The sequence below is a fragment of the Nonomuraea cypriaca genome (assembly GCF_015645445.1).
Taxonomy (GTDB): domain Bacteria; phylum Actinomycetota; class Actinomycetes; order Streptosporangiales; family Streptosporangiaceae; genus Nonomuraea; species Nonomuraea cypriaca.
In genome coordinates, this window is sequence record NZ_JADOGI010000016.1 from 1 (window position 1) to 22,554 (window position 22,554).

General features: G+C 68.6%; 26 protein-coding genes and 1 tRNA gene. 12 read left to right on the top strand and 15 right to left on the bottom strand.

What is annotated here, in order from left to right:
- Positions 1–143: 143 nt before the first annotated feature.
- Positions 144–226 (bottom strand) — tRNA-Leu (locus ITP53_RS07595).
- 199 nt (positions 227–425) lie between these two features.
- Here ITP53_RS07595 and ITP53_RS07600 point away from each other — a divergent pair.
- From ITP53_RS07600 to pknB, 7 genes are all read left to right on the top strand, one after another.
- On the top strand, positions 426–1,166 hold the full coding sequence (locus tag ITP53_RS07600; RefSeq protein WP_195894588.1) for an FhaA domain-containing protein: 741 nt from the start codon (positions 426–428) through the stop codon (positions 1,164–1,166).
- A gap of 17 nt (positions 1,167–1,183) precedes the next feature.
- Positions 1,184–1,654, top strand: coding sequence for an FHA domain-containing protein FhaB/FipA (locus ITP53_RS07605; protein ID WP_195894589.1), 471 nt, complete (start codon positions 1,184–1,186; stop codon positions 1,652–1,654).
- Positions 1,651–2,964 (top strand): Stp1/IreP family PP2C-type Ser/Thr phosphatase, encoded by a 1,314-nt coding sequence (locus ITP53_RS07610; protein ID WP_195894590.1) that lies wholly within the window; start codon positions 1,651–1,653, stop codon positions 2,962–2,964. The genes ITP53_RS07605 and ITP53_RS07610 overlap by 4 nt, the downstream gene beginning before the upstream one ends.
- Positions 2,961–4,355 (top strand): FtsW/RodA/SpoVE family cell cycle protein, encoded by a 1,395-nt coding sequence (locus ITP53_RS07615; RefSeq protein ID WP_195894591.1) that lies wholly within the window; start codon positions 2,961–2,963, stop codon positions 4,353–4,355. Before ITP53_RS07610 ends, ITP53_RS07615 begins: the two co-directional genes overlap by 4 nt.
- A complete protein-coding gene (locus ITP53_RS07620; protein ID WP_195894592.1) occupies positions 4,352–5,812 on the top strand; it encodes a peptidoglycan D,D-transpeptidase FtsI family protein in 1,461 nt (486 codons plus the stop codon). The genes ITP53_RS07615 and ITP53_RS07620 overlap by 4 nt, the downstream gene beginning before the upstream one ends.
- Positions 5,813–5,833: 21 nt before the next feature.
- Entirely contained in the window at positions 5,834–7,210 is a 1,377-nt protein-coding gene (locus tag ITP53_RS07625) for a serine/threonine-protein kinase (protein WP_195894593.1), read from the top strand.
- A gap of 83 nt (positions 7,211–7,293) precedes the next feature.
- Entirely contained in the window at positions 7,294–9,150 is a 1,857-nt protein-coding gene (gene pknB, locus ITP53_RS07630; protein ID WP_195894594.1) for a Stk1 family PASTA domain-containing Ser/Thr kinase, read from the top strand.
- A gap of 117 nt (positions 9,151–9,267) precedes the next feature.
- On the opposite strand, the gene ITP53_RS07635 is transcribed toward pknB, so the two are convergent.
- The 3 genes from ITP53_RS07635 to ITP53_RS07645 are packed head-to-tail and all read right to left on the bottom strand — an operon-like array spanning position 9,268 to position 10,626.
- Positions 9,268–9,858 (bottom strand): anthranilate synthase component II, encoded by a 591-nt coding sequence (locus ITP53_RS07635; RefSeq protein WP_195894595.1) that lies wholly within the window; start codon positions 9,856–9,858, stop codon positions 9,268–9,270.
- Positions 9,855–10,013 carry a hypothetical protein gene (locus ITP53_RS07640; protein ID WP_195894596.1) on the bottom strand — a complete coding sequence of 53 codons (159 nt, stop codon included), beginning with the start codon at positions 10,011–10,013 and terminating at the stop codon, positions 9,855–9,857. The genes ITP53_RS07635 and ITP53_RS07640 overlap by 4 nt, the downstream gene beginning before the upstream one ends.
- Before the next feature lies 1 nt (position 10,014).
- Positions 10,015–10,626, bottom strand: coding sequence for a class E sortase (locus tag ITP53_RS07645; RefSeq protein WP_195894597.1), 612 nt, complete (start codon positions 10,624–10,626; stop codon positions 10,015–10,017).
- A 144-nt stretch (positions 10,627–10,770) separates the two neighbouring features.
- On the opposite strand from ITP53_RS07645, the gene ITP53_RS07650 reads away from it, so the two are divergent.
- Positions 10,771–11,016, top strand: coding sequence for a cell division protein CrgA (locus ITP53_RS07650; RefSeq protein WP_195894655.1), 246 nt, complete (start codon positions 10,771–10,773; stop codon positions 11,014–11,016).
- A 36-nt stretch (positions 11,017–11,052) separates the two neighbouring features.
- On the opposite strand, the gene ITP53_RS07655 is transcribed toward ITP53_RS07650, so the two are convergent.
- Together ITP53_RS07655 and ITP53_RS07660 are read right to left on the bottom strand one after the other, a co-directional pair.
- Positions 11,053–11,940 carry a rhomboid family intramembrane serine protease gene (locus ITP53_RS07655; protein WP_195894598.1) on the bottom strand — a complete coding sequence of 296 codons (888 nt, stop codon included), beginning with the start codon at positions 11,938–11,940 and terminating at the stop codon, positions 11,053–11,055.
- 277 nt (positions 11,941–12,217) lie between these two features.
- Complete coding sequence (locus ITP53_RS07660; RefSeq protein WP_195894599.1) at positions 12,218–12,754, bottom strand: peptidylprolyl isomerase; 537 nt, start codon at positions 12,752–12,754, stop codon at positions 12,218–12,220.
- A 220-nt stretch (positions 12,755–12,974) separates the two neighbouring features.
- Here ITP53_RS07660 and ITP53_RS07665 point away from each other — a divergent pair, with 220 nt between their 5' ends.
- Positions 12,975–13,412, top strand: coding sequence for a hypothetical protein (locus ITP53_RS07665; RefSeq protein WP_195894600.1), 438 nt, complete (start codon positions 12,975–12,977; stop codon positions 13,410–13,412).
- Positions 13,413–13,579: 167 nt separating this feature from the next.
- Here ITP53_RS07665 and ITP53_RS07670 read toward each other — a convergent pair whose 3' ends face one another.
- Complete coding sequence (locus tag ITP53_RS07670; RefSeq protein WP_195894601.1) at positions 13,580–14,071, bottom strand: hypothetical protein; 492 nt, start codon at positions 14,069–14,071, stop codon at positions 13,580–13,582.
- Positions 14,072–14,246: 175 nt separating this feature from the next.
- Between ITP53_RS07670 and ITP53_RS07675 the strand changes: the two genes are divergently transcribed.
- Both ITP53_RS07675 and ITP53_RS07680 read left to right on the top strand, forming a co-directional pair.
- On the top strand, positions 14,247–14,918 hold the full coding sequence (locus ITP53_RS07675; protein WP_195894602.1) for a response regulator transcription factor: 672 nt from the start codon (positions 14,247–14,249) through the stop codon (positions 14,916–14,918).
- Positions 14,915–16,333, top strand: coding sequence for a sensor histidine kinase (locus ITP53_RS07680; RefSeq protein WP_328814271.1), 1,419 nt, complete (start codon positions 14,915–14,917; stop codon positions 16,331–16,333). Before ITP53_RS07675 ends, ITP53_RS07680 begins: the two co-directional genes overlap by 4 nt.
- A 291-nt stretch (positions 16,334–16,624) precedes the next feature.
- Here the strand turns inward: ITP53_RS07680 and ITP53_RS07685 are convergent, their stop codons facing one another.
- The 4 genes from ITP53_RS07685 to ITP53_RS07700 form a co-directional block, all read right to left on the bottom strand.
- The gene (locus ITP53_RS07685) at positions 16,625–17,368 is read right to left on the bottom strand and encodes a hypothetical protein (RefSeq protein ID WP_195894603.1); all 744 of its coding nucleotides are present in this window, start codon (positions 17,366–17,368) and stop codon (positions 16,625–16,627) included.
- Between the two features lie 309 nt (positions 17,369–17,677).
- The gene (locus ITP53_RS07690; RefSeq protein WP_195894604.1) at positions 17,678–18,052 is read right to left on the bottom strand and encodes a hypothetical protein; all 375 of its coding nucleotides are present in this window, start codon (positions 18,050–18,052) and stop codon (positions 17,678–17,680) included.
- Entirely contained in the window at positions 18,049–18,624 is a 576-nt protein-coding gene (locus tag ITP53_RS07695; protein ID WP_195894605.1) for a PadR family transcriptional regulator, read from the bottom strand. The genes ITP53_RS07690 and ITP53_RS07695 overlap by 4 nt, the downstream gene beginning before the upstream one ends.
- 73 nt (positions 18,625–18,697) lie before the next feature.
- Positions 18,698–19,492: an MBL fold metallo-hydrolase gene (locus tag ITP53_RS07700; RefSeq protein WP_195894606.1), complete on the bottom strand. Its 795-nt coding sequence runs from the start codon at positions 19,490–19,492 to the stop codon at positions 18,698–18,700.
- 43 nt (positions 19,493–19,535) lie between these two features.
- Between ITP53_RS07700 and ITP53_RS07705 the strand changes: the two genes are divergently transcribed.
- Positions 19,536–19,967: a VOC family protein gene (locus tag ITP53_RS07705; protein WP_195894607.1), complete on the top strand. Its 432-nt coding sequence runs from the start codon at positions 19,536–19,538 to the stop codon at positions 19,965–19,967.
- On the opposite strand, the gene ITP53_RS07710 is transcribed toward ITP53_RS07705, so the two are convergent.
- The 4 genes from ITP53_RS07710 to ITP53_RS07725 all read right to left on the bottom strand — a co-directional run bounded on the left by ITP53_RS07710 (position 19,968) and on the right by ITP53_RS07725 (position 22,547).
- On the bottom strand, positions 19,968–20,609 hold the full coding sequence (locus tag ITP53_RS07710; protein ID WP_328814275.1) for a response regulator transcription factor: 642 nt from the start codon (positions 20,607–20,609) through the stop codon (positions 19,968–19,970).
- 104 nt (positions 20,610–20,713) lie between these two features.
- A complete protein-coding gene (locus ITP53_RS07715) occupies positions 20,714–21,871 on the bottom strand; it encodes a sensor histidine kinase (RefSeq protein WP_195894608.1) in 1,158 nt (385 codons plus the stop codon).
- 71 nt (positions 21,872–21,942) lie between these two features.
- Positions 21,943–22,344, bottom strand: a complete 402-nt coding sequence (locus ITP53_RS07720; RefSeq protein WP_195894609.1) for a type II toxin-antitoxin system VapC family toxin — start codon at positions 22,342–22,344, stop codon at positions 21,943–21,945.
- Positions 22,341–22,547, bottom strand: a complete 207-nt coding sequence (locus tag ITP53_RS07725) for a hypothetical protein (RefSeq protein WP_195894610.1) — start codon at positions 22,545–22,547, stop codon at positions 22,341–22,343. Before ITP53_RS07725 ends, ITP53_RS07720 begins: the two co-directional genes overlap by 4 nt.
- Positions 22,548–22,554: the final 7 nt, after the last annotated feature.

Here is a 22,554-nt window from a genome sequence, read left to right on the forward strand (position 1 = left end):
CCCCCGGACTGGGGGGTCCGGGGGAACACCCCCGGAACGCTTTACCGTTGGGGGTCCGGGGGTTATCCCCCGGAAAACACGACGAGGGGACCCGAGGAAGCCTCTCCCGAAGGGAGGGCGACCAAGGATCCCCAGTCACCGAGTGGGCGAGGAGGGATTTGAACCCTCACGTCCTTTCGGACACACGGACCTGAACCGTGCGCGTCTGCCGTTCCGCCACCCGCCCTTTTTGGGTGCGGAGAAACAGTAGCACGGAACAGCCACTGGTACTGAACCCGGATACGATCGCATAAGACACGGCACCGGAGGAGCTGGGCGCGACCGCCGACGAGCGCCTGGAAGGCCGTGACGTGGAACGAGCGGGAACCGGGCGCCGGAAGCGTCTGGGGGCCGCGATCATATGCACGGAGGAAGGGAGGTACCCGGTGGGAGTCCTTCAGCGCTTCGAGCGAAGGCTCGAAGGCTTGGTTGAGGGAGCCTTTGCGCGGGCGTTCAAATCTGACCTTCAGCCGGTCGAGGTCGCCAGCGCGGTTCAGCGGGAGATGGATGAGCGTGCGGCGATCGTCGCTCAAGGTCGCACGCTCGTGCCCAACGACTTCGTGGTTGAACTGTCCACGACCGACAGCGAGCGGCTTGAGGTCTACGCGGACAGCATCAGCCACGAACTGGCCAACCTCGCCAGGGAGTACGCCAAGGAGCAGGGCTACTCCTTCGTGGGACCGGTACGGGTCCGCTTCGAGACCGCCGGTGACCTGGCTGTGGGGCTGTTCCGCATCAGATCAGGCGTCATTCGCGGCGCGACGGTCGAGCAGGACGAGATTCGCCAGCCGGCGAGCGACCTGCCCCCGTCCAAGCCGAACGCGTTCAACGGGCGGCCCAGGCTGCTCGTCTCCACTCAGGACGACCCGCAGGGCGACCGTTCCTACGAGCTCACCACTCCGGTGACCTTGCTGGGCAGGGGCACCGACTGCGATCTTCGTCTGGTCGATCCAGGTGTCTCACGCCACCACGCCGAGCTCCGCGTCGAGGGACAGATCGTGGCCCTCGTCGACCTCGGATCGACCAACGGCACATTCGTCAACGGCCAGCCGGTACGCAGGATCGAACTCCAGAACGGCACGCGAGTGACGTTGGGGCGTACGACTCTGGTGTTCCGGCGCGATTAGAGGTAGACAGACGGTCCATGTCCGAGCTCACGCTGCTGCTGATCCGGCTCGCCTTCCTGGCGGTGCTGTGGTTCTTCGTCATTGCCGCAGTCGGCGTGATCCGGACTGACTTGTTCGGCTCACGCACTGCTGCGACGGGTGCACGCAAAGCCGTGAAACCCGCCAAACCCGTGGCCAAGCCCAAGAGCAAAAAGGGCGAGCCACGCCAGCTCATCGTTACGGGTGGCCCGCTGCAAGGCACCACCATTAACCTCACGGAGACGCCCATCACCATTGGCCGGGCGAATGACGCCACGCTGGTAGTCAGCGACGACTACGCTTCCAGCCGGCATGCCCGGCTCTTCCCTCAGGACGGTCAGTGGATCGTGGAAGATCTCGGTTCGACGAACGGCACGTATCTCGACCGCTCGAAAGTCACCCGCCCGACCCCGGTGCCGCTCGGTGTTCCGATCCGCGTCGGCAAGACAGTCATTGAATTGCGCAAATGACCATCGCACTCCGCTACGCCGCCCGCTCGGACGTCGGCCTCCTCCGCGAAGGAAACGAGGACTCGGCGTACGCTAGCGGCCGCCTGCTCGCCGTCGCAGACGGCATGGGCGGGCACGCACACGGCGAGGTGGCGAGCTCAGTCGCCATCGCCGCCATGGCCTCTCTGGAAGAGGCCCAACAGGGGGGTGACCTGCTCAACACCATCGAGGCAGCGGTACGCGACGCCAACCGCAGGCTGCACGAAATGGTGGGGCGGGATCCCAGCCTCAAAGGCATGGGCACGACTCTCACGGCCATGCTCTGGCACGGCACCCAGGTCGCCCTGGTGCACGTCGGCGACTCGCGCGCCTACCTGCTCAGGCGCGGGGAGCTCTACCAGATCACCCATGACCACACGCTGGTGCAGCAACTCGTCGACGACGGGCGCATCACGCCGGAGGAGGCAGCCACGCATCCACAGCGTTCGATCCTGCTACGCGCGCTCGACGGCAGCGGTGAGGTCGATCCCGATCTCACGCTCCGCGAGGCGCAGGTGGGCGATCGCTACCTCCTGTGCTCCGACGGCCTGTCAGGTGTGGTGAGCGCGGAGACGCTGCACGCCACGCTGACCAACATCGACGACCCGGAAGAGGTCGTGCGCCAGCTCATCGACCTGGCCAACAGGGGCGGCGGGCCGGACAACATCACCTGCGTGCTGGCCGACGTCCTGGAGATCAGCGACGGGCAGCAGGTCCCGGCCGAGATCGCCGTCGTCGGCGCGGCGGGCATGAACCGGCTGCGCGGAAACCCTCACGACGGCTCGCCGGGGCAGATCAGCGCGGTGACGGCACCGCAGCCGACGCTCGCCGTCGACGAGGACTTCGACGAGCCGGTCGCGCAGGAGCCGCGGCGACCGGGCAGGCGTCGTCGCGTGTGGCCCATTCTGGTCACCGTGCTCGCCGCGATCGTCGTCGGCGGGGGTTACTTTGGATACCAGTGGACTCAGGACCACTTCTTCGTCGGCGAAAGAAGCGGCGAAGTGGTCGTGTTCCAAGGGATCCAGAGGGAGGTGGGCCCGTTCCAGCTCTTCCACGTCTCCAAACCCACTGGCCGGCAGCTCTCCCAGCTGTCCGAGGCTGACCAGGCGCTGATCAAGAGCGGCATTCCCGTCACCACCGTCGCCGAAGGCATGACGAAAATCAACGGCTTGAAGTTCTCCGAGGCTTCGAAGGACGAGGCCGCGAAGGAAGGCGACACTCCCACGACCGCGACCACGACGCCCTCCCCGGACGCATCCGCGACCGCGACCAAGACGAATCAGCAGCAATGAGCGAAGTCGCCGAATCCCCCGTCCCGATGCCGGCCAAACGGCGCGGGGCCCAGTTGATCATGCTCGCGCTGGCGGTGCTGATCGTCATGGGCGCGTACGCGAACGTGGGCCTGGCGATGGACGGCGCGATCCCCTCGGGCATGCTGACGTACGGTCTGAGCCTGGGCGGCCTGATGCTGGCGGCCTACCTCGTGCTCGCCAAGTTCGCCCCGTGGGCCGACCCCCTGATCCTGCCGCTCGTGACGCTGGTCAACGGTCTCGGGCTGGTGATGATCTACCGGCTCTCCGAGTCCGACTCGACCCTGCCGTCGGCCACGCTCGCCTCGCCCACCACCCAGCTGTTGTGGACGCTCGTCGGCATCGTGCTGTTCAGTCTCACTCTGATCTTCCTGCGCGATCATCGGGTGCTCCAGCGGCTGACCTACACCGCCGGCGCGCTGGGCCTGTTCCTGCTGGTCTCGCCGTTGATCCCGTTCCTCGGCCAGGAGATCAACGGCGCCCGGATCTGGATCGGCATCCCAGGGGTGGGCCAGATCCAGCCGGCCGAGTTCGCCAAGCTCGCGCTGGTCGTCTTCTTCGCCGGCTACCTGGTGGCCAAGCGGGACGTGCTCGCCCTCGCCGGGCGGCGGTTGCTGTTCATCGACCTGCCGCGGGCTCGCGACCTCGGCCCGGTGCTCATCACCTGGGGCGTCAGCCTGGGCGTCCTGATCATGCAGAAGGACCTGGGCTCCTCGCTGCTGTTGTTCGGCACGTTCGTGGCGCTGCTCTACGTCGCCACGCAGCGCAGTTCCTGGGTCATCATCGGCATCCTGCTCTTCGCGGGCGGCGCGATTCTGGCCGGCCTGGTCTTCGACCACGTTCAGCAGCGCTTCGAGGTCTATCTCAACCCCGGCGACCCCCAGCTGTTCGACCAGATCGGCGGCAGCGCCCAGCTCATGCAGGGTCTGTTCGCCATGGGCTCGGGCGGCATCCTCGGCACGGGGCTCGGCGAGGGCCATCCCGAGCTGATCCCGCTGGCGTTCTCCGACTTCATCTTCAGCGCCACCGGCGAGGAGCTGGGCCTGACGGGCCTGATGGCGCTGCTGATGATCTACGCGTTGATCGTCGAGCGTGGTCTGCGCACCTCGCTCGCGGCCCGCGACCCCTACTCGAAGCTGCTGGCGTGCGGCCTGTCGTTCATTCTGGCCTGGCAGGTGTTCATCATCGTCGGCGGCGTGACGAACCTCATTCCCCTGACCGGCCTGGTCACCCCGTTCATGTCCCAGGGTGGCTCGGCACTGCTTGCTAACTGGATCCTTATCGCGCTATTGGTACGCATGTCAGATACGGCCAGGCGCCCCCCGCCCCAAGCGATCCAGAACGAAGGAATGACACAGGTGTTCCAGCGATGAACGGCACTCTTAAGCGCATAGCGGTGGCCTGCCTGGCCATGTTCGCGCTGCTGATGATCAACGTGAACTTCCTGCAGGGGGTGCGGGCTGAGGGCCTCAGCTCGGACCCGCGCAACACCCGCAACTTCTACGAGCGTTACGCCATCGAGCGCGGCCGCATCACCGCCGGCGGCGCGGTGATCGCCAGGTCCGTCGAGACCAAGGACGAGAACTTCAAGTTCATCAGGGAATACCCGGACGCCAAGCTCTACGCCCACGTCACCGGCTTCTTCTCGCCCGAGAGCGCGAGCGCGATCGAGCAGAGCGAGAACAGACTGCTCGACGGCTCCAGCGCGGACCTGCTGCTGCGGCGGAGCATCGACCTGTTCACCGGCGAGCCGACCAAGGGCGCCAACGTCGACCTCACGATCAACCCCAAGGCCCAGAAGGCCGCCTACGACGCGCTGCGGCAGAGCGGGAAGCGCGGCGCGCTCGTCGCGCTCGACCCGAAGACCGGGGCGATCCTGGCGATGGTCTCGCTGCCGACCTACGACCCGACCGAGCTGTCGGGCACCGACAAGGGCAAGGTCTTCTCGCGCTACGACGAGTTGGCCAAGGACAAGAGCCAGCCGCTGCTCAACCGCGCCATCGGGCAGACGTACCCGCCGGGGTCGACGTTCAAGGTGGTGACGACGGCGGCGTTCCTGGAGGACGACACCTCGCGCAACGCGCAGACCACCGTGGCGGCGCCGCAGCGGCTGCCGCTGCCCAACACGAACATCAGCCTGCCCAACTACGGCGGCTCGGCCTGCGGCTCCGGCCAGGTGACGCTGATCTTCGCGCTGGAGCAGTCCTGCAACACGCCGTTCGGCAAGATCGGCATGGACCTCGGCTACGACAAGATGAACGAGCAGACCGAGAAGTTCGGCATGGGCGAGCAGATCGGCGTGCCGATGTCGGTGGCCCAGAGCGACTTCGGTCCCGAGGAGGACCAGGCGGCCATGGCGATGGCCTCCATCGGGCAGCGGAGCAACCGGATGACGCCGCTGCAGATGGCCATGATCGCGGCCGGCATCGCCAACGAGGGCACGGTGATGAAGCCGTACCTCGTCAACAAGATCACTGACGCCAAGGGCGACGCGGTCGAGGAGGCTCAGCGCGAGGAGCTGACCGACGCGGTCAGCCCCGAGACGGCGAGCAAGCTGAACGAGATGATGGTGAGCGTCGTCAGCAACGGCACTGCCAACCATGCGCAGGTGCCCGGCGTCCAAGTAGCGGGAAAGACGGGCACCGCGGAGACTGCCGACGGCCAGCCGCCGCATGCCTGGTTCATCTCCTTCGCTCCGGCCGAGGACCCGAAGATCGCCCTCGCGGTGATCGTCGAGTCCGGCGCCGCCAACGTCGGCGCGGAGGCCACCGGCGGCGGCACCGCCGCGCCGATCGCGAAGGCCGTGCTGGAGGCGGTGCTGAACAAGTGAGTGACGGTAACCTGCTGGATCATGCGGCTCCGTAACCGCTATCTCCTGGTCTCCCGCATCGCCACGGGCGGTATGGGAGAGGTGTGGCGTGCCCGCGACGAGCTTCTCGGCCGCGAGGTCGCGGTGAAGATCCTGCGCAGTCACATCTACGCCGACCCCACGTTCAGGGAGCGGTTCCGCAACGAGGCCAGGATCACCGCGGCGCTGGCCGACCCCGGAGTCGCGCAGATCTTCGACTACGGCGAGCAGAGCGATCTCGCCTATCTGGTGATGGAGCTCGTGCACGGCGAGCCGCTGTCGACCATCCTGGCCCGCAACGGCGCGCTCGGGCCCGAGGTGGCGCTCGACGTGCTGCACCAGACCGCCAAGGCGCTGCACGCCGCCCACTCCGCCGGGATCATCCACCGCGACATCAAACCGGGCAACCTGCTGGTCACGCCCGAGGGCACGATCAAGGTGACCGACTTCGGCATCGCTCGGGCGCTGGAGGCGGCGCCGGTGACGCAGACCGGCACGGTGCTGGGCACCGCCCAGTACGTCAGTCCCGAGCAGGCGCAGGGCTTCCCGCTCACGCCCTCGACCGACCTCTACTCCCTGGGCGTGGTGGCGTACGAGTGCCTGGCGGGGCGCACGCCGTTCCGCGGCGACACCCAGGTGGCGATCGCGCTGCAGCACCTCAACGAGCCGCCGCCACCGCTCGGCGTGGACGTGCCCGCGCCGGTGCGCGAGCTGGTCCTGGGGCTGCTGGCCAAGGAGCCCGAGCAGCGCCCGGGCTCGGCGCTGGAGCTGGCCGACCGCGCCTACGTGCTGCGCGAGTCACTGGCGGGCGCCGAGCGGGGCGCGGAGCTCAGCATGCTCACCGACCCGTCGGGTTTTCGCGTACGCGATCCGGAGACCGGTGCCGAGGCGCGGCCCGAGGACGAGCTGGTGACCGACAAGTTCGGCCCCGCGACGGCCCTGCAGGTGCGTCAGGCCCCTCCTGGCCGGCGCAAGGGCGGGCGGACGTTCACCCTGGTGGCCACGGCGGGCTGCGTGGCCGCGGTGGGGCTCAGCGCCATCACGTTCGCCGACCGCGAGCCGCCCCCGCGACCGCCCGATGTGTCCGAGCCCACGGAGTCGACGATGCTGACCCCCGAGCAGGCACGGCCCAGCACCAAGAGGACGCGCACGCGGCGGCCACCGGTCGTTCCGGTGAAGACGCGCGGGCCGATACCCTCACGGTCGGCTACCGTAAGCAAGTCGGCAAGTCCTAGCAAGAAGCCGACACCGAAACCGACACCGACCACCCGGACCCCGACACCCACGCCCACCCCAACGCCCACCACTACACCGACAACTCCGACACCGACCGCCTCGCCAGACCCGGGTGAGACAAACCCGCCCAAGGAGGAGACGTGACGCGTCACGGGGTCGATGATGGACACCGGCGGCCCCCCGCGCAGGCCGGTACCCAAGATGAACGGTAAGGGACAGTGCAGGAAATGACTCAGCCTCGGCTACTCGGAGGTCGTTACGAGCTCGACGGTGTCGTCGGGCGTGGCGGCATGGCCGAGGTGTATCGCGCCCGAGACATCCGGCTGGACCGCATAGTCGCGATCAAAACCCTCCGGTCCGACCTGGCGCGAGACCACACCTTCCAGGCCCGGTTCCGCCGCGAGGCACAGTCCGCGGCCTCCCTGAACCACCCGGCCGTCGTCGCGGTCTATGACACCGGCGAGGACGTCACCGACGGTGCCCCCGTGCCGTACATCGTGATGGAGTACGTCGACGGCAGGACGCTGCGCGACCTGCTGCGCCAGGACCGGCGGTTGCTGCCGGAGCGCGCGAGCGAGCTGGTCGACGGCATTCTGCGGGCGCTCGACTACAGCCACCGCGGCGGGATCGTGCACCGCGACATCAAGCCGGCCAACGTGATGATCACGCGCGCCGGCGACGTCAAGGTGATGGACTTCGGCATCGCGCGGGCGATGGCCGACTCCGCGGCCACGATGACGCAGACGGCGCAGGTGATCGGCACCGCTCAGTACCTCTCGCCGGAGCAGGCCCGGGGCGAGCGGGTCGACGCGCGCAGCGACATCTACTCCACCGGCTGCCTGCTGTACGAGCTGCTGACCGGCCAGCCGCCGTTCACCGGCGACTCCCCGGTCGCGATCGCCTACCAGCACGTGCGCGAGGAGCCGATCCCGCCGTCGCAGATCGACCGCGAGATCCCCGCGTGGGCCGACGCGATCGTGCTCAAGGCCATGGCCAAGGACCCGGCGCACCGCTACCAGAGCGCGGGCGAGATGCGGGCCGACATCCAGCGGGCGATGTCCGGCATGCCGGTCGACGCCCAGACGATGGCGATGACCGGCAACTACGGCCAGGGCACCCGCATGATGTCCACCACGCAGGCGGGCGCGGGTCCATCCACGCAGCGCACCGGCGCGGTCCCGCCCTACGAGTACGGCGAGGGTGAGGGCGGCGGCCGCGGCGGGCGGCGCAGGGCCAGCGGCGGAGGCGGCAACGCCGTCAAGACCGCCCTGTGGATCGTCATTCCGCTGCTGATCATCGGCGCGTTCGTGACGGTCGGCTACCTGGTCTTCGGCAACCCGGGCGCTCCCGCGGAGACGTCCATCGAGATTCCGTCGCTCGTCTCGCAGCAGCGGGCCTTCGCGGAGGATCAGCTCAAGAAGCTCGAGCTCAACGTCGAGGTGGTGCAGGAGTTCAACTCCGACGTCGACAAGGGCACCGTGATCAAGACGGAGCCGGCCGAGGGCACCAAGGTCAACAAGGGCGACAACGTCAAGCTGTTCGTGTCCAAGGGCGTGGAGAAGATCCAGGTGCCCGCCGGGCTCGTCGGCCTCTCCCAGGACGAGGCGATGAAGATGCTGTCGGACGCCGAGCTGCGCGGCACCGTCAAGACCAGGGTCTCCAGCAAGAAGCAGGGCACGGTCATCGACACCAGGCCCAAGGCCGGTGAGGAGATCGAGAAGAACGGCACCGTCACCCTCTACGTGCCCAAGGATCTGGGCGAGGTCCCCAGCGTGATCGGGCTCACCGAGGAGGACGCCAGGGCTCAGATCGAGGGCGCCGGGTTCAAGGCGAAGGTCGTCCCGCAGCCCGCCCAGGACCCGCAGGGCACGGTCGTCCAGCAGAACCCGGCTGATGGCACCCCGCTGCCACCGGGCACGACGGTCACGATCGTGGTGTCCACCGGTCCCGAGTTCCCGACCGAGCAGCCCACGGAGGAGTTCCCGTCCGACCTGCCCACGGAGGAGCAGCCGACGGAAGAGTTCCCGGATGAGCAGCAGCCTCCGGAGGACAACCCGATCGACGACGGGGGCCTCAGCGGCTGACGTACGCGGAAGGGCCGCCCGTTCCCGGTGCCGGGGGCGGGCGGCCCTTTCACGTACGTACGAAAAACGCCCCCGCCGCTCGGGGGCAACGGCGGGGACGCTCATTTGTTAGTCGCCCTACGCGGGAGGTTTGTTACAGATTCCGCGCAGCCAGTTCCGCAGCAGCCGGTGGCCGTGTTCGGACAACACGGACTCGGGGTGGAACTGGATGCCCTCGATGGGCGCCCACCGGTGGCGCAGCCCCATGATGACGCCGTCCCGCGTGCGGGCCGTCACCTCCAGCACGTCGCCGGGCACGGTGTCGGGCCGCACGGCCAGCGAGTGGTAGCGGGTCATCCGCACCGGCGTGGGCAGCGTCTCGAACACGCCCTTGCCGTCGTGGGAGATGGCGCTGGTGCCGCCGTGGACGAGTTCGGGTGCGCGGGACACGGTGGCGCCGTACGCGACGGCGATGGCCTGGTGGCCCAGGCACACGCCGAGCAGGGGCAGGCCTTGCTCGGCCGCGTGGTGGACCAGGGGCATGCTCACACCGGCCGCCTCCGGGGTGCCGGGGCCCGGGCTGATGAGGACGCCGTCGAAGCCGCCGGCGTCGCGTACGCTCACGTCGTCGCGGGACCGCACGTCACAGTCGGCGCCCAGGGCGCGCAGGTACTGCACGATCGTGTGGACGAAGCTGTCGTGGTTGTCCACGACCAGCACGCGGGTCATCTTCGTACGGTCACCTCGTCGAGCGTCACCAGGGGCTCCATGAGCGGGAACACGACATACCAGAGTACGGCCACCACGGCAGCGACCAGCACGGCGGCCGTCAGCACCCGGGTGCGCCCGCGGCCGGGCAGCCTGCGCCAGAGCCAGGGATACATGTCACTCCTTCCTCGGCTCGGTCGTCTTCAGCACGCCGTAGACGATGAGGCGCTGGGCGGCCGAGTATTCGGGATGGCAGGTGGACAGGGTGATGAAGGCGCGGATGGGGCGGATGTCGGGCTTGCCGGGCACGGGGGCGAGCACGTCGATCTCGTCGGGCTCCACGATGTCCTGGGAGGTGACGCGGTAGGTGTAGCGGGCCTCGCGGGCCTCCACGACGATCTCGTCGTCGCGTTCGAGATCGTCGATCTCGTTGAACGGCGCCGCGTACGTCGTCCGGTGCCCCGACACCACGAAGTTGCCGATCTGGCCCGGCATCGCGCTGTCGGGGTAGTGTCCCGGGCCGCTCTTCAGGTGCTCGGCGTCGACGCCCTCGACCACGGCGTACTCGTAGTCGCGGCCCAGCCTGGGGATGCGTAGCAGGGCGACGGCCTTGCCCAGCTCGATGCGTTCGAGGTGGCCGCGTTCCCTGGCCTGCAACTCGCGCTGGAGCAGCAGTTGCCGGCTCTGGGTGTAGGCACCGGTCCCCCAGAGCAGGTAGGCGCAGAAGAGCATGAGGATCAGGCCCGCGGTGATGCTGATCTCCCCCATGGCCCGGAGCATGGCCCGCATGCGGTCAGGGTATTCCGGCACGAAGCGGGGACCGGGGATCGCCATGGCGTGCGCGTGGCGACTATCCTGGCCCCCTATTCAACTACGCTTATCGAAGAGCCTGTGGACGATCCGGAAGCCCAGGCCCTCAGCAGGAGTTATCCAGTGCCCAAGTCGAAGGCTCGCAAGAAGGCGGTTTACACCCCGCCGCAGAGAACCCAGCAGGTAAAGGTCAGCCCCCGCTGGCTGGCGCCCACGATGGTCGCGTCATGGATCATCGGCATCCTGTGGATCGCGATCTACTACGTCGCACCGCAGGCGCCCTTCTTCAGCGACCTCCAGAACTGGAACCTGCTGATCGGGTTTGTTTTCATCATCTTCGGTGTGGTGCTTTCCACCCGCTGGCGTTAGTTTTTTCCACAGTTTTTTCCACAGCCTGGGGAAGGTTCAGCTCGCACCGCTCAGGATGGCCGACGTCCTGACCACCACGAGCACGCCCAGCAGAACGAACGCTCCCGCGAGCGTCAGCACGTGCCAGAGGGTCCGGTTGCTCTTGGGGGCGTAGGCCAGCGCCCCCGCCAGCAGCGTCCCGACGATCAGGCCGCCGACGTGGCCGGTCCAGCTGATCCGGGCGTTCGAGGAGAGCAGCGGGAAGATGAAGGTGATGGCCAGGTTGAGCGCGATGACCACGCCGATGCCGCGTACGTCCAGCTTGAGCTTGCGCCCCACCACGAAGACGGCGCCGAACATGCCGAAGACGGCTCCCGAGGCGCCGACCGTGATCGTCGGCATCGGGTCGAGCCAGAAGCCGAGCACCGACCCGCCGAGCGCGCTGAGCAGGTAGACGGCCAGGAAACGGAGATGTCCGAAGGCCCGCTCGAGATAGGGGCCGATCGCGAAGATGGCCCAGCCGTTGAAGAGGAGGTGCAGCGGACTGCCCGCGTCGTGCACCAGGGCCACGGTGAGCAGCCGGTGATACTCGCCGAGGGCCACCGCCGGCTGGAACATCGCCAGGGCCGCCGTGACCGCGCTGCCCGCCAGCAGCTGGGCGCCGAAGACGAGCGCGGTGATGCCGAGGATGGCCCACGTGACGTACGGCGTGCGGACGATGTTGCCGCCGAAGGCGGTCTTGGCCTGGCGGATGCCGCGGTTGCCCTCGGCCACGCACTCGGGGCACTGGAAGCCCACGGCGGCGTCGCGCATGCAGTCGGGACAGATCGGGCGATCACAGCGCTGGCACCGGACCCAGGTCTCCCTGCTGGGATGCCGGTAGCACGTGGGCACCGCCTCTGCGGGCTGCTCGGGCTGCGGGGGTGGGGGCGGCTGGCTGGTCATGACCGAAGCCTATGGCTTGTGCGCGCGTGCCGCGTGTCCCCGCGACCGGCCCCCCTCCGACACGGCCCTGAGGGCGCTTTGCGGGGCTGTATGGGGCTTGTGGGGGCCGAATAGGCACTTCGGCTGCCCTGGTGGCCTTCGGGTGTCTGGTGGCCTTCTGGCGCCCGCACATGGGACTCGGCGCTCGTGGGGGTGGCCGCGGGCGGTGCTGCCGCGCGGCGGGGCAGCGTGTACGCCGCCCCGCCGCGTGGCGGCAGGGCGCATGGCCCCGGTGGCGTCAGCCCTGGACGCGGTCGATGGTGACCGATTCCAGTATGACGTCCTCGACCGGCCGGTCGCGGCCGTCCGTACGGGTCTTGCCGATGGCGTCGACCACGTCCTGCCCCTCGAGGACCTCGCCGAAGATGGAGTGCTTGCCGTTGAGGTGGGGCGTCGGCACGAGCGTGATGAAGAACTGCGAGCCGTTGGTGCCCTTGCCGAAGCGGATGCCCGCGTTGGCCATGGCCAGCAGGTAGGGGCGGTTGAAGTAGAGATCCGGGTGGATCTCGTCGTCGAACTCGTAGCCGGGGCCACCGATGCCCTGGCCGAGCGGGTCGCCGCCCTGGAGCATGAAGCCGGAGATGACCCGGTGGAAGATCGTGCCGTCGTAGTAACGGCCGGTGCTCTTCTCACCGGTGCCCGGGTGCGTCCATTCGCGGCCGCCTTCGGCGAGCTCCACGAAGTTTCGCACCGTTTTCGGGGCCTTGTTGGGGAAGAGTTCTACCTTGATATTGCCGCGATTGGTCTGCAGGTTCGCGATCAGCTTCTCAGCCACGAGACAGCTGCCCCCCTCTATGCACAGGGTTAGTTCGTCATGTTTTGAGGACTATGGCCGTACGGCCATCCGGGCCATCCTCCCACGACCGGCCATGATTGAGCCGCCTTGTCCAGGGAAGGTCAGGCACGGGGCCCCAACGACAGGGGAGGTTGTCGTGTCCCTGACACTGAGAAAACGCCGCGTGGCCATGGAGAGACCCACCACGTGGACGGGCCGGATGAAGGCCCAGGCCGTGCGAACCGGCCACCGGATGGCGCCGATGGCGGACCAGGCAAGAGTGGCCGCCGCCCAGCGCTTCGAAGACGCCCGCTACTGGGCGGCGCCGCGGCTGCATTCCGCGGCACACGGGTTCGAGGGCCAGGTCGCGCCCAAGGTCAGCTCCATGCTGTCCGCGGCGGCCAGGAAGATCGACCCGAAGCCGTCGCAGTCGCGGCGGTGGCCGATGTTCATGTTGCTGTCCGGCCTCGCTGTGGGCTCGATCGGCTACATGTTCTACCGGCGCAATGCCCAGCAGTGGACCGAGCACATGAAGGATTCCGCATCCGATGCGTCACGCTGGGTCGGCGAGAAGGCTGACAGAACCACCGAGTCCGCGGACCGGATGGCGGCCAATGTGTCGAACCAGGCGGATGAAGCGTCACGCAAGATGCCGTGATTCCGCCAAATTTCATGCGAAAGCGCGCCCTCGATCTCGGATCGAGGGCGCGCTTTCGCCGTCCCCCGTTGACGGCCTGCCGCTCACGGAACGTCGAAGGGCCCGGGCGGCTCAGGGTGCTCCTGGAGCCGGACGAGCATGGCCTGTCCTCCGGCCTCCTGTGACGGCTACTCGGCCTTCTTGCAGATGACCTTCACGGGCTTGGCCACGCCCTCGGGCACGTCGGCGCCGGGCTCGGCAGGCTGCGCGCGAACGGCATCCTCGGAGGGCACCGCACGCCTCCCGTCCGGGAACTCATCGGCCGGGAGCGGCTTGGCCGGCACCACGTCGCCCTCAGTGACACGAGAGAGCTCCACCGTCTCGTCCGACCTGACGCCGGGCTTGACCTCGATCGGCTTCCCGTCCCGCCCGAGCACCTTGACCGGCTTGCCTTGCTCCAGCCTGAACGCCTTGCCCGGCTCGGCCTTGGTCACCTTTCCGTCCCGGTCGAGCTTCATGGGCTGCTTGAACTCGGCCACCTCGATGGGCTTGCCGTCGCTGGTCATGCAGGTCACCTTGCCGCCGGCGGGCGGGGCCTCGTCGGCCATGGCGGAGCCGGCCAGGCCGGTGATGGCGAGCACGGCTGCCGCTCCGAGCACCGCGAGACGTCGCTTGTACATGAATTCTCCTTACGAGATCGTCGAATCACTGGGAATCGGTCGACCACTGGAGTCGGTCGACCACTGGGATCGGTCGGACGACCCCGAGACTGGACCGGCGCGCCTGAAGCGATCCTGAAGAGGCCCTAAATGATCTTCAGGTTGGCTTTAGGTGCGCTCCGGCACTCTGGTCGGTGTGCGAGTGCTACTGGTGGAGGACGAGGAGCGGCTGGCCGACCTGGTCAAGGGCGGGCTGGCGGGCGAGGGTTTCGCGGTGGACGTGGCGCACGACGGCCGCGACGGGTTGTGGATGGCCACCGAGAACACGTACGACGTGATCGTCCTGGACGTGATGCTGCCCAGGATGAACGGGTACGCGGTCTGCTCCCGGCTGCGCAAGGCGGGCGACTGGACGCCGATCATGATGCTCACCGCCAAGGACGGCATCTACGACGAGGCCGAGGCGCTCGACAACGGGGCCGACGACTACCTGGCCAAGCCGTTCTCGTACGTGGTGCTGCTGGCCCGGTTGCGCGCGCTGGTTCGGCGGGGAGGGCGTGAGCGGCCGGTGTCGATCAGCGTCGGCGACCTGGTGATCGACCCGGCCGGGCTGCGGTGCCGTCGGGGTGAGGTGGCGATCGGGCTGACGCCGAAGGAGTTCGCGGTGCTGCACGCGCTCGCCCGGCGGGCCGGGGAGGTGGTGTCCAAGAGCGAACTGCTGGCCCAGGCGTGGGACTTCTCCTACGACGGCGACCCGAACATCGTCGAGGTCTACATCAGCGCCCTGCGCCGCAAGATCGACGGGCCGTTCGGCCGTACGACGCTCATGACGGTGCGCGGGGCCGGCTACCGGTTGGAGGCGGCGTGAACTGGCAGCGGCTGTTCGCCGGGCTGTCCTCTGGAGGCGGCGTGAGCCGGGGACGGGTGTCCGCCGGGCTGTCCTCTGGAGGCGGCGTGAGCTGGGCGCGGGTGTCCGCCGGGCTCTCGTCGGTGCGGTTGCGGGCGACGGCTGCGGCGACGCTGGTGGTGGCTCTGGTCCTGGGCGTCGTGGCGCTGGTGCTGGTCGGGACCCTGCGCGGCACGCTGGAGGGCAACGCGGGCGCGGAGGCGGTCAAGAAGGCCGAGGCGGTGGCGCCGTACGCGGAGACTCTGAAGATCGGCGAGAACGGCGAGCCGGGTCTGAGCGCCACGGTGAAGCCCGCCAAACTACTCCAGATCTCCGGCAAGGACGGCGACCTGTACATGCGCCAGGGCGGCGTGGCCGGGGTCGCCGATCCCGACGTCATGCTGACAAAGGAGGAGGCCGCCTCGTCCGAGTGGGCGCGGCCGCACCAGTACGCCGTCGCCGGGGTCAAGGTGACCACCGCCGACGGCCCGGCCATGGTGTGGTCGCGCGTCTCCCTGGCGGGGGCCGAGGACGCGCTGCGGACGCTGTACGGGGCGCTGCTGCCAGGCGTGCCAGGCGTGCTGATCGTGGTGGCCGGGATGACGTGGTTCTCGGTGGGCCGCGCGCTCGCCCCCGTGGCCGCGATCCGGGCCAAGGTCGCCGACATCACCGCCAGGGACCTGCACCAGCGCGTTCCCGTACCACGGTCCAAGGACGAGGTCGCGGCGCTGGCCACCACCGTGAACGGCACGCTCGACCGCCTGGAGACCGCCGTGGAGCGGCACAAGCGGTTCGTCGCCGACGCGGCCCACGAGTTGCGCAGCCCCATCGCCACCCTGCGCGCCCGCCTGGAGCTGGCACCGCCGAGCGAGCTCACCCGCGAGGCCCTGTCCGACGTCGAACGCCTGCAGTCCCTGGCGGCCGATCTGCTCATGCTGGCCAAGCTGGACGCGGGCGAGCCGCTGCGCACGGGCGAGCTGGACCTGGGCCAGGTGGCCGCCGAGGAGTCCCTGCGGACCAGGCGGCGGCCCGAGGTGCGGCTGGAGCTGGACGTGCAGCCCGACGTGGTGATGAACGGCTCCCGCGCGCATCTCGACCGCCTGGTGACCAACCTGACCGACAACGCGGTACGGCACGCCGCGTCCACCGTACGAATCCGCGTGCGGGCCGAGGGGGACCAGGCCGTGCTGGAGGTGCTTGACGACGGCCCTGGGATCCCCGTGGGGCAGCGCGAGGCGGTGTTCGACCGGTTCACCAGGCTGGACGAGGCCCGGGCCAGGGACGCGGGCGGCGCCGGGCTCGGGCTGCCGATCGCGCGCGACATCGCGCTCCTGCACCAGGGCACCCTCGTGTACGCGGACGGCGGCTTCGTCGCTCGGTTCCCCCTGCTCGCGTGAAAGGGTCCCCCGGCCACCGCGGAAGGCTCGCGACCGGCCGACGGTGAGCGGCCGGCGAGGGGTCGGCACGCTGTCCCTGCAGTGGTTCATCGACTCAAAGACACATATCCTCGTAATGTCCGCGTGTCGCGTTCTTGCCCGTCTTGTTACCGCGACGGGCGACAAATTAGCCATTCACGTGGACGCCGTCCCGAGCCGAATCACGTGAATGGCACCTCAGGCGAAGAGACGGACAATAGAAAAACCCCCGCCTTTGCGGTGCAGGGCGGGGGTTTCTCGGTCGAAGAAGGGTCAGGAGCAGGTGTACGTGCTCGGGGCCTTGTCAAACTTGATGGACCACCTCTTCTTGCCGGAAAGGATCGCCGCGCTGCTGGTGGCCACAGCGACCACTGTGCCGGAGGAGCCCGCGCGGACCTTGTTGTCACCGTCGGCGAGGGCGACCTTGCGAAGGCCCGTCTGGTAGTAGTAGCGCACATTCGGCGTCGCCGTGGTGACGATGTGCGCGTCCTTGTCCGAGCAGCGCGGCTGCTTGAACGTCGGAGCCGTGGTGGCCGTCTTGCAGGCGGTCTTCACCGACACCGTGACCGGGGCGAGGAACCACTTCTGCTCCGGGCCCACCTGCAGCCAGTAACTCACCCGGTGGTTGCCGCTCCGCGCCAGGAACGGCACGGCCACCGTCTTGGACTTGCCGGCGACGACCTTGACCGGGTTGTAGCGCGAGCTGAACTTCTCGCCCGCGAACGGGCCTTCCTTGATTACCTCACCGGAGATCGGCCCGCGCTTCGCCTGCTGGTTGTCCACGCGGTAGTCGAAGGTGTGGTCGTACTTGGTCGGGTTGTTGAAGGTCAGGGTGACCTTGCCACACTCCACCGCGTTCGTCGCGCTCGGCACAGTGGCGGGGGCCTCGGTCGCCGTGGCCGCAGGAGCGGGCGTAGCAGTGGGGCTCTCGGTCGGATCCGCGACGGCGGCCTGAGCCGTCACGGCGATGCTCGAAGCTGCGAGGAAGCCCGCAGCGAGAAAGGACAGCGTCTTCAAGGGGGTGCCTCTCTGGAGACCGCTTACGAAAGATCCGCGCCACGCAAACACGCATAAACGCGGGCGTTGGACAGTTATACACCAGTGAGCTATATCTTGCGCAAATATTTCAGAAGCCGTATTTGGCAACTCACATCCCGTAACCATACGGAGTGCACTTTACTCCCTGGCGAATCCTTCAATGTCGGTCTTTGACGGCATTTCTACGCCTTGCTCAAAATGAAATGTGGCAAGGGACACTCCGCAAGGAATGTTCGCAGAGCGTGATCATGACCGTCTTCATCTGGCCATCTTGTGGATCCGAAGCCTTCAACCCGTTTGGAGATCCGAAGTCCGTGCGAGTCGGGTGGCGCAGCCCAACCGGTTGCCGAGCCGGGTCAGGCCGTCGGCGAACGACTCACGTGTGCTCTTGGCGAACCCGATGAAGAGCCTGTTGGCCAGCGGCACCCCCCAGGTCATCCGGTCGGCCACGTCGAAGACGCGGTGGACGAGCAGGGCGCCCTCGGGGTGGGCGGTGACCGACCATTCGCCCCGATACCACCAGCCGCCCTGGTAGGCGACGGTATGCTCGCCGATCTCCGTCTTCATCTCGTACCCCGGCTTGTCATCCAGCAGGGCGGCCCACACCTGCTCGACGGACGCCTCGATCACTCCGGCGACCTCGGTGATGAGCTTCTTCCTCATGGCCAGGCTCCCTTCTCGATCCATTCGAGCTCTCCCTTGCCGAGGCGGTCGAGCAGCCCTCTGATCCACTCCAGCTCGGCCGTGTGAAGGGCCTGCTCGCACTCGACCTCGATCATCAGGATCTCCGGCAGGCCGCTGTCCGTCATGGCCCGCCGGTGGGCGTCCATCCCGGCCAGGACGCCCTCGATCGTGGCGGCCCGGCCGCGCAGCGCGCGCTGGGCCTCGTCCGGCGGCAGGCACCCGATCAGGGAGAGGCCCGCGACCAGCGTGCGCCGGTCGGGGTCGGGCTGCTCCAGCAGCCGCCGCAACCTGGTGGCCAGCTCCTTGCGGCCCTCTTCGGTGATCTCGTAGACCGTGCGCTCCGGCCTGCGGCCCGCGCGGTCTGTCTTGGCCGGCACGACCAACTCGTCCCTGGCCAGCCGCTCGACCGCGTGGTAGAGGCTGCGCGGCAGGCCCGCGATGTAGTCCTTGTGCGTGTCGACGATGAAACGGTGCAGCTCGTACGGGTGCGCGGCTCGTACGGAGAGCAGCGCCAGCACGGTCAGGCCGACCAGGTCGTGGCCTCTCGCCATGATGCATCCTCCTATATTGCAAAACGCAATATAGGCCGAGACGACGTCACCTGTCGATGTCCGCGAGAGGGAGTCAGGCGTCGAGTTGCATGAAGGCGCGGGCGATGGCCTGCTGGGAGACGTTCTCCGGATAGGGGAAGAGCTTGATCACGTCGCGCAGGCCCTCGACGTGCGCGCGCTTGGCCAACTCGGCCACCAGCGCCAGGTCAGCCTGCTGCGCCAGCGCGTAGGCGCGGTCGACCACCGCGCCGTGGCCGGGCACGACCACCGGCTCGGGCATCTCCATGAGCATCGCCGCCACGGTGTCCGGCCAGTCCAGCGGGTACGAGTCGCTGAACGCCGGCGGCGCGCCCTCCTCGATCAGGTCCCCGGCGAACACCACCCCGGCGTCGGGAACGTGTACGACGACGTCGTTGCTGCTGTGTCCGAGCCCGAAGTGCCGCAGATGCACCATGCGGCCGCCGACGTCCAGACCGGCGGTGACGGCGAACGTGTGGTCGGGGGGCACGATCGTGACCTCCTCCAGCTCCGCGCGCCGCTCGGGCAACCGCTCGATGACGTTCGCGCGCTGGAGCTCACCGTGCAGCTCGATCTCCTCGGCGCACCTGACGTGGCCCCAGATCTCGGCGGGACGGAAGATCGCGTTGCCGAAGTAGTGGTCGAAGTGGGAATGGCTGTTGACGACGGTCCACGGGGCGGCGGTGATCCTCCTGACCGCCGCGACGAGGTCCGCCGCTTCCTCGTGGGACGTACGCGTGTCGAGCACCAGGCAGTGCCCGTCCCCCACGATCAGCCCGGTGTTCATGTCGAAGGACTCATGACGCCGAACGAATACCTGCTCGCCGACCTCCTGCCATTGCTCGTTCATGCCAACGAATCCTACTTTTGAGCCGTACTTCTAGGATCGATACATGGCATATGACTTCCAGGTCGTCATCGACACGGGCGACCCGCATCCGCTGGCGGACTGGTGGGCGGACGCGCTCGGCTGGCGGGTGGAGCCGCAGGACGAGGCGCTCATCCGCGAGATGATCGAGAAAGGGTACGCCACGGACGACGACACGACCATGCACAACGGCGCGCTGGTGTGGAAATCGGGCACTGCCATCAGGCATCCCGACGGTCTCGAACGCGCTCCTCGCGTGCTGTTCCAGCTCGTACCCGAGCCCAAGACGGTCAAGAACCGCACGCACCTCGACATCCGCACCGGCGCGGGCAACATCGAGGCGGAGGTTGCGCGGCTGACCGCCAAGGGGGCGAAGGAGCTGCACCGCGGCCGCCAGGGGCCCAACTGGTGGGTCACTCTCGCCGACCCCGAGGGCAACGAGTTCTGCGTCAGCTGATCAGCCCCGCAGGTACGCCAGCACCGCCAGCACCCGCCGGTGGCCGTCGGCGGCCGGCGGGAGGTCGAGCTTGGTGAAGATGTTGGCGATGTGCTTGGCCACGGCCGCCTCGGTGACGAACAGCTCCTTGGCGATCGACGCGTTCGAGCGCCCCTCGGCGATCAGGCCGAGCACCTCCTGTTCGCGCGGGGTGAGCCTGGCCAGCGGGTCGCGCCGCCGCCGGAGTAGCTGCCGCACCACCTCGGGGTCGACGACCGTGCCGCCGGCGGCCACCCGGTCGAGGGCCTCGACGAACTCGCGTACGTCGCCGATCCGGTCCTTCAGCAGGTAGCCGATGCCGGCCCCGGCGCCGGAGTCGAGCAGCTCGGCCGCGTACGTCTGCTCGACGTACTGGCTGAGCACCAGCACGGCCAGCTCAGGGTGCCGCTCGCGCAGCTCCAGCGCGGCCCGCAGGCCCTCGTCTGTGAAGCCGGGCGGCATCCGTACGTCGGTCACCACGGCGTCGGGGCGGTGCTCGGGGACGGCGGCGAGCAGGGCGGGCGCGTCACCGACCGAGGCGACCACGGTGTGGCCGAAGCGCTCCAGCAACCCCACCAGGCCCTCCCGCAGCAGCACGGCGTCCTCGGCGATGACTACCCGCACGAGACCTCCCAGACGTCCTCGCTGATCGCTACCCGCACGGGACCTCCCAGGCGTCCTCGCTGATCGCTACCCGCACGGGACCTCCCAGGCGTCCTCGCTGATCGCTACCCGCACGGGACCTCCACTCGGACCAGGGTCGGCCCGCCTGCCGGGCTCGACAGGGACAGTCTCCCGTCCACCACGGCCAGCCGGTCGGCCAGCCCGGTGAGCCCGGTGCCCTCGGCAGGGTCGGCGCCGCCCTTGCCGTCGTCGCGCACCTCCACGACCAGCGTGCCGCGCTCGACCCGGCCGGTGACGGAGCCCCTGGTGGCCTGGCTGTGCTTGGCCAGGTTAGTGAGGGCCTCGCTGACCACGTAGTACGCGGTGACCTCCACCGGGGCGGGCAACCGGCCGACCGGCTCGAAGTCGACGTCGACGGGCACGGGCGAGCGGCCGGCCACGTCGTGGACGGCCGCCTCCAGCCCCCGGTCGGTGAGCACCTGCGAGTGCACTCCCCTGATCAGCTCGCGCAGCTCGCCCAGCGCCTGCTTGGCCTCGTCGTGGGCCAGCCCGATCAGCCGGCCCGTGTCCGAGTCGCCGGGCAGGTCGAGCCTCGCCATGCCGAGCGTCATCGACAGGGAGACCAGCCGCTGCTGGGCGCCGTCGTGCAGGTCGCGCTCGATCCGGCGGCGCTCCATCTCGAACGCGTCCACCAGCCGCGCCCGCGACCGCAGCACCTCGCTCAGCTCGGAGCTCTGGGGCGCGAGCAGCGCCCTGACCATGGCTCCCCGCGCGCCGCCCCAGGCCGTGACGGTGTACGCGGCCACGGGCAGCAACAGCACGCCCATCACGGCCGCCAGGACGCCGATCCCCGGCAGCACCTCAGGCTGGAGCACCGGCGTGAGGATCAGCATCGGCGGGCCGACCACGGTGAGCAGGACCATGACCAGGTCGATCCACCACAGCGCGAACACCGTCATGATCGCCACCGCCGCCTCGCGCCTGCGACGGTCCGGCACGTCGGGCAGGTCGACGGGGTCGACGAGTCGCAGACGGCGGCGTTCGAACCAGGCGATGGGCGGGATGGAAACCACCAGCACGAGCAGCCCCGCCACGACGCCCATGGGGAGCCCGATGAGCGTGGCGAGCACGACGGTGAGCACGACGGCCACGCCGGGCACGGCACCGGCCAGCAGGTACGCCACGCACCGCCACGGCCAGACCGACCTGAGGAACGGCACCGGCCGCTGGGTGATCGCCTCCAACGCGGTCCTGTAGAGCACCTTTCGACGTTATCCACAGGGGGGAGGGACCGGCAGTAGTGCTCGGTCTACCTTTCACACCAGGGCAGGGGCTACGGCAGGAACGTGAACGCCTCGGCGTGCTGCGGGTGCACCGCGGTGAAGTGGTGGCGGTCGAGGGTGGCGATCTGGGTGAGGCCGAGGCGTTCTGTCACCGCGATCACAGAGGCGTCGACGGCGCCGAGGCCGGAGTAGGTCTCCACGAGGTCGCTGATGCGGTCGAGGTCGTGCTGGAGGATGTCGATCAATACCAGACCGGACTGGAACGAGCGGAGGAAGGCGGCCTCGGCGCGGCCGCCGTCGCGCTTCTCGACGAGCCTGCAGACCTCGGCGACCACGGTGGCGGGAACGAGCAGCAGGCCGGGGTAGCTCCGCAGGAAGGCGGCACAGACGTCGTGATGGTTGTCCTGACGGTTGACCGCCGCGATCAGCGGCCCCGAATCAATGACGATCACAAAAACCGATTGTCCTCCGCGTGCAAGATTTCTTCAGAGCGTTCGGCGAAATCAGGTTCGGCCGCCAGCATGCCGATGAACGGCAGATCCCGGGCTATGGGCTGGTCCCCCAACTCGCACTGGACGAGGCGGAGCAATGGGCCGACCTTTTCGTCCGGCAGGCGGTCCACGAGTTCGTGGAGCTCGGCACGCGTAAGACTCATGGAGGGA

What these genes read in the sequence shown, in the direction of transcription:
- ITP53_RS07645 (WP_195894597.1), bottom strand. Translation starts at nt 10,626, where the DNA reads ATGCGGGCCATGCTCCGGGCCATGGGGGAGATCAGCATCACCGCGGGC.
- ITP53_RS07655 (WP_195894598.1), bottom strand. Translation starts at nt 11,940, where the DNA reads ATGACCAGCCAGCCGCCCCCACCCCCGCAGCCCGAGCAGCCCGCAGAG.
- ITP53_RS07700 (WP_195894606.1), bottom strand. Translation starts at nt 19,492, where the DNA reads ATGAACGAGCAATGGCAGGAGGTCGGCGAGCAGGTATTCGTTCGGCGT.
- ITP53_RS07620 (WP_195894592.1), top strand. Translation starts at nt 4,352, where the DNA reads ATGAACGGCACTCTTAAGCGCATAGCGGTGGCCTGCCTGGCCATGTTC.
- ITP53_RS07635 (WP_195894595.1), bottom strand. Translation starts at nt 9,858, where the DNA reads ATGACCCGCGTGCTGGTCGTGGACAACCACGACAGCTTCGTCCACACG.
- ITP53_RS07605 (WP_195894589.1), top strand. Translation starts at nt 1,184, where the DNA reads ATGTCCGAGCTCACGCTGCTGCTGATCCGGCTCGCCTTCCTGGCGGTG.
- pknB (WP_195894594.1), top strand. Translation starts at nt 7,294, where the DNA reads ATGACTCAGCCTCGGCTACTCGGAGGTCGTTACGAGCTCGACGGTGTC.
- ITP53_RS07725 (WP_195894610.1), bottom strand. Translation starts at nt 22,547, where the DNA reads ATGAGTCTTACGCGTGCCGAGCTCCACGAACTCGTGGACCGCCTGCCG.
- ITP53_RS07705 (WP_195894607.1), top strand. Translation starts at nt 19,536, where the DNA reads ATGGCATATGACTTCCAGGTCGTCATCGACACGGGCGACCCGCATCCG.
- ITP53_RS07695 (WP_195894605.1), bottom strand. Translation starts at nt 18,624, where the DNA reads ATGGCGAGAGGCCACGACCTGGTCGGCCTGACCGTGCTGGCGCTGCTC.
- ITP53_RS07610 (WP_195894590.1), top strand. Translation starts at nt 1,651, where the DNA reads ATGACCATCGCACTCCGCTACGCCGCCCGCTCGGACGTCGGCCTCCTC.
- ITP53_RS07665 (WP_195894600.1), top strand. Translation starts at nt 12,975, where the DNA reads ATGAAGGCCCAGGCCGTGCGAACCGGCCACCGGATGGCGCCGATGGCG.
- ITP53_RS07640 (WP_195894596.1), bottom strand. Translation starts at nt 10,013, where the DNA reads ATGTATCCCTGGCTCTGGCGCAGGCTGCCCGGCCGCGGGCGCACCCGG.
- ITP53_RS07615 (WP_195894591.1), top strand. Translation starts at nt 2,961, where the DNA reads ATGAGCGAAGTCGCCGAATCCCCCGTCCCGATGCCGGCCAAACGGCGC.
- ITP53_RS07625 (WP_195894593.1), top strand. Translation starts at nt 5,834, where the DNA reads ATGCGGCTCCGTAACCGCTATCTCCTGGTCTCCCGCATCGCCACGGGC.
- ITP53_RS07670 (WP_195894601.1), bottom strand. Translation starts at nt 14,071, where the DNA reads ATGTACAAGCGACGTCTCGCGGTGCTCGGAGCGGCAGCCGTGCTCGCC.
- ITP53_RS07690 (WP_195894604.1), bottom strand. Translation starts at nt 18,052, where the DNA reads ATGAGGAAGAAGCTCATCACCGAGGTCGCCGGAGTGATCGAGGCGTCC.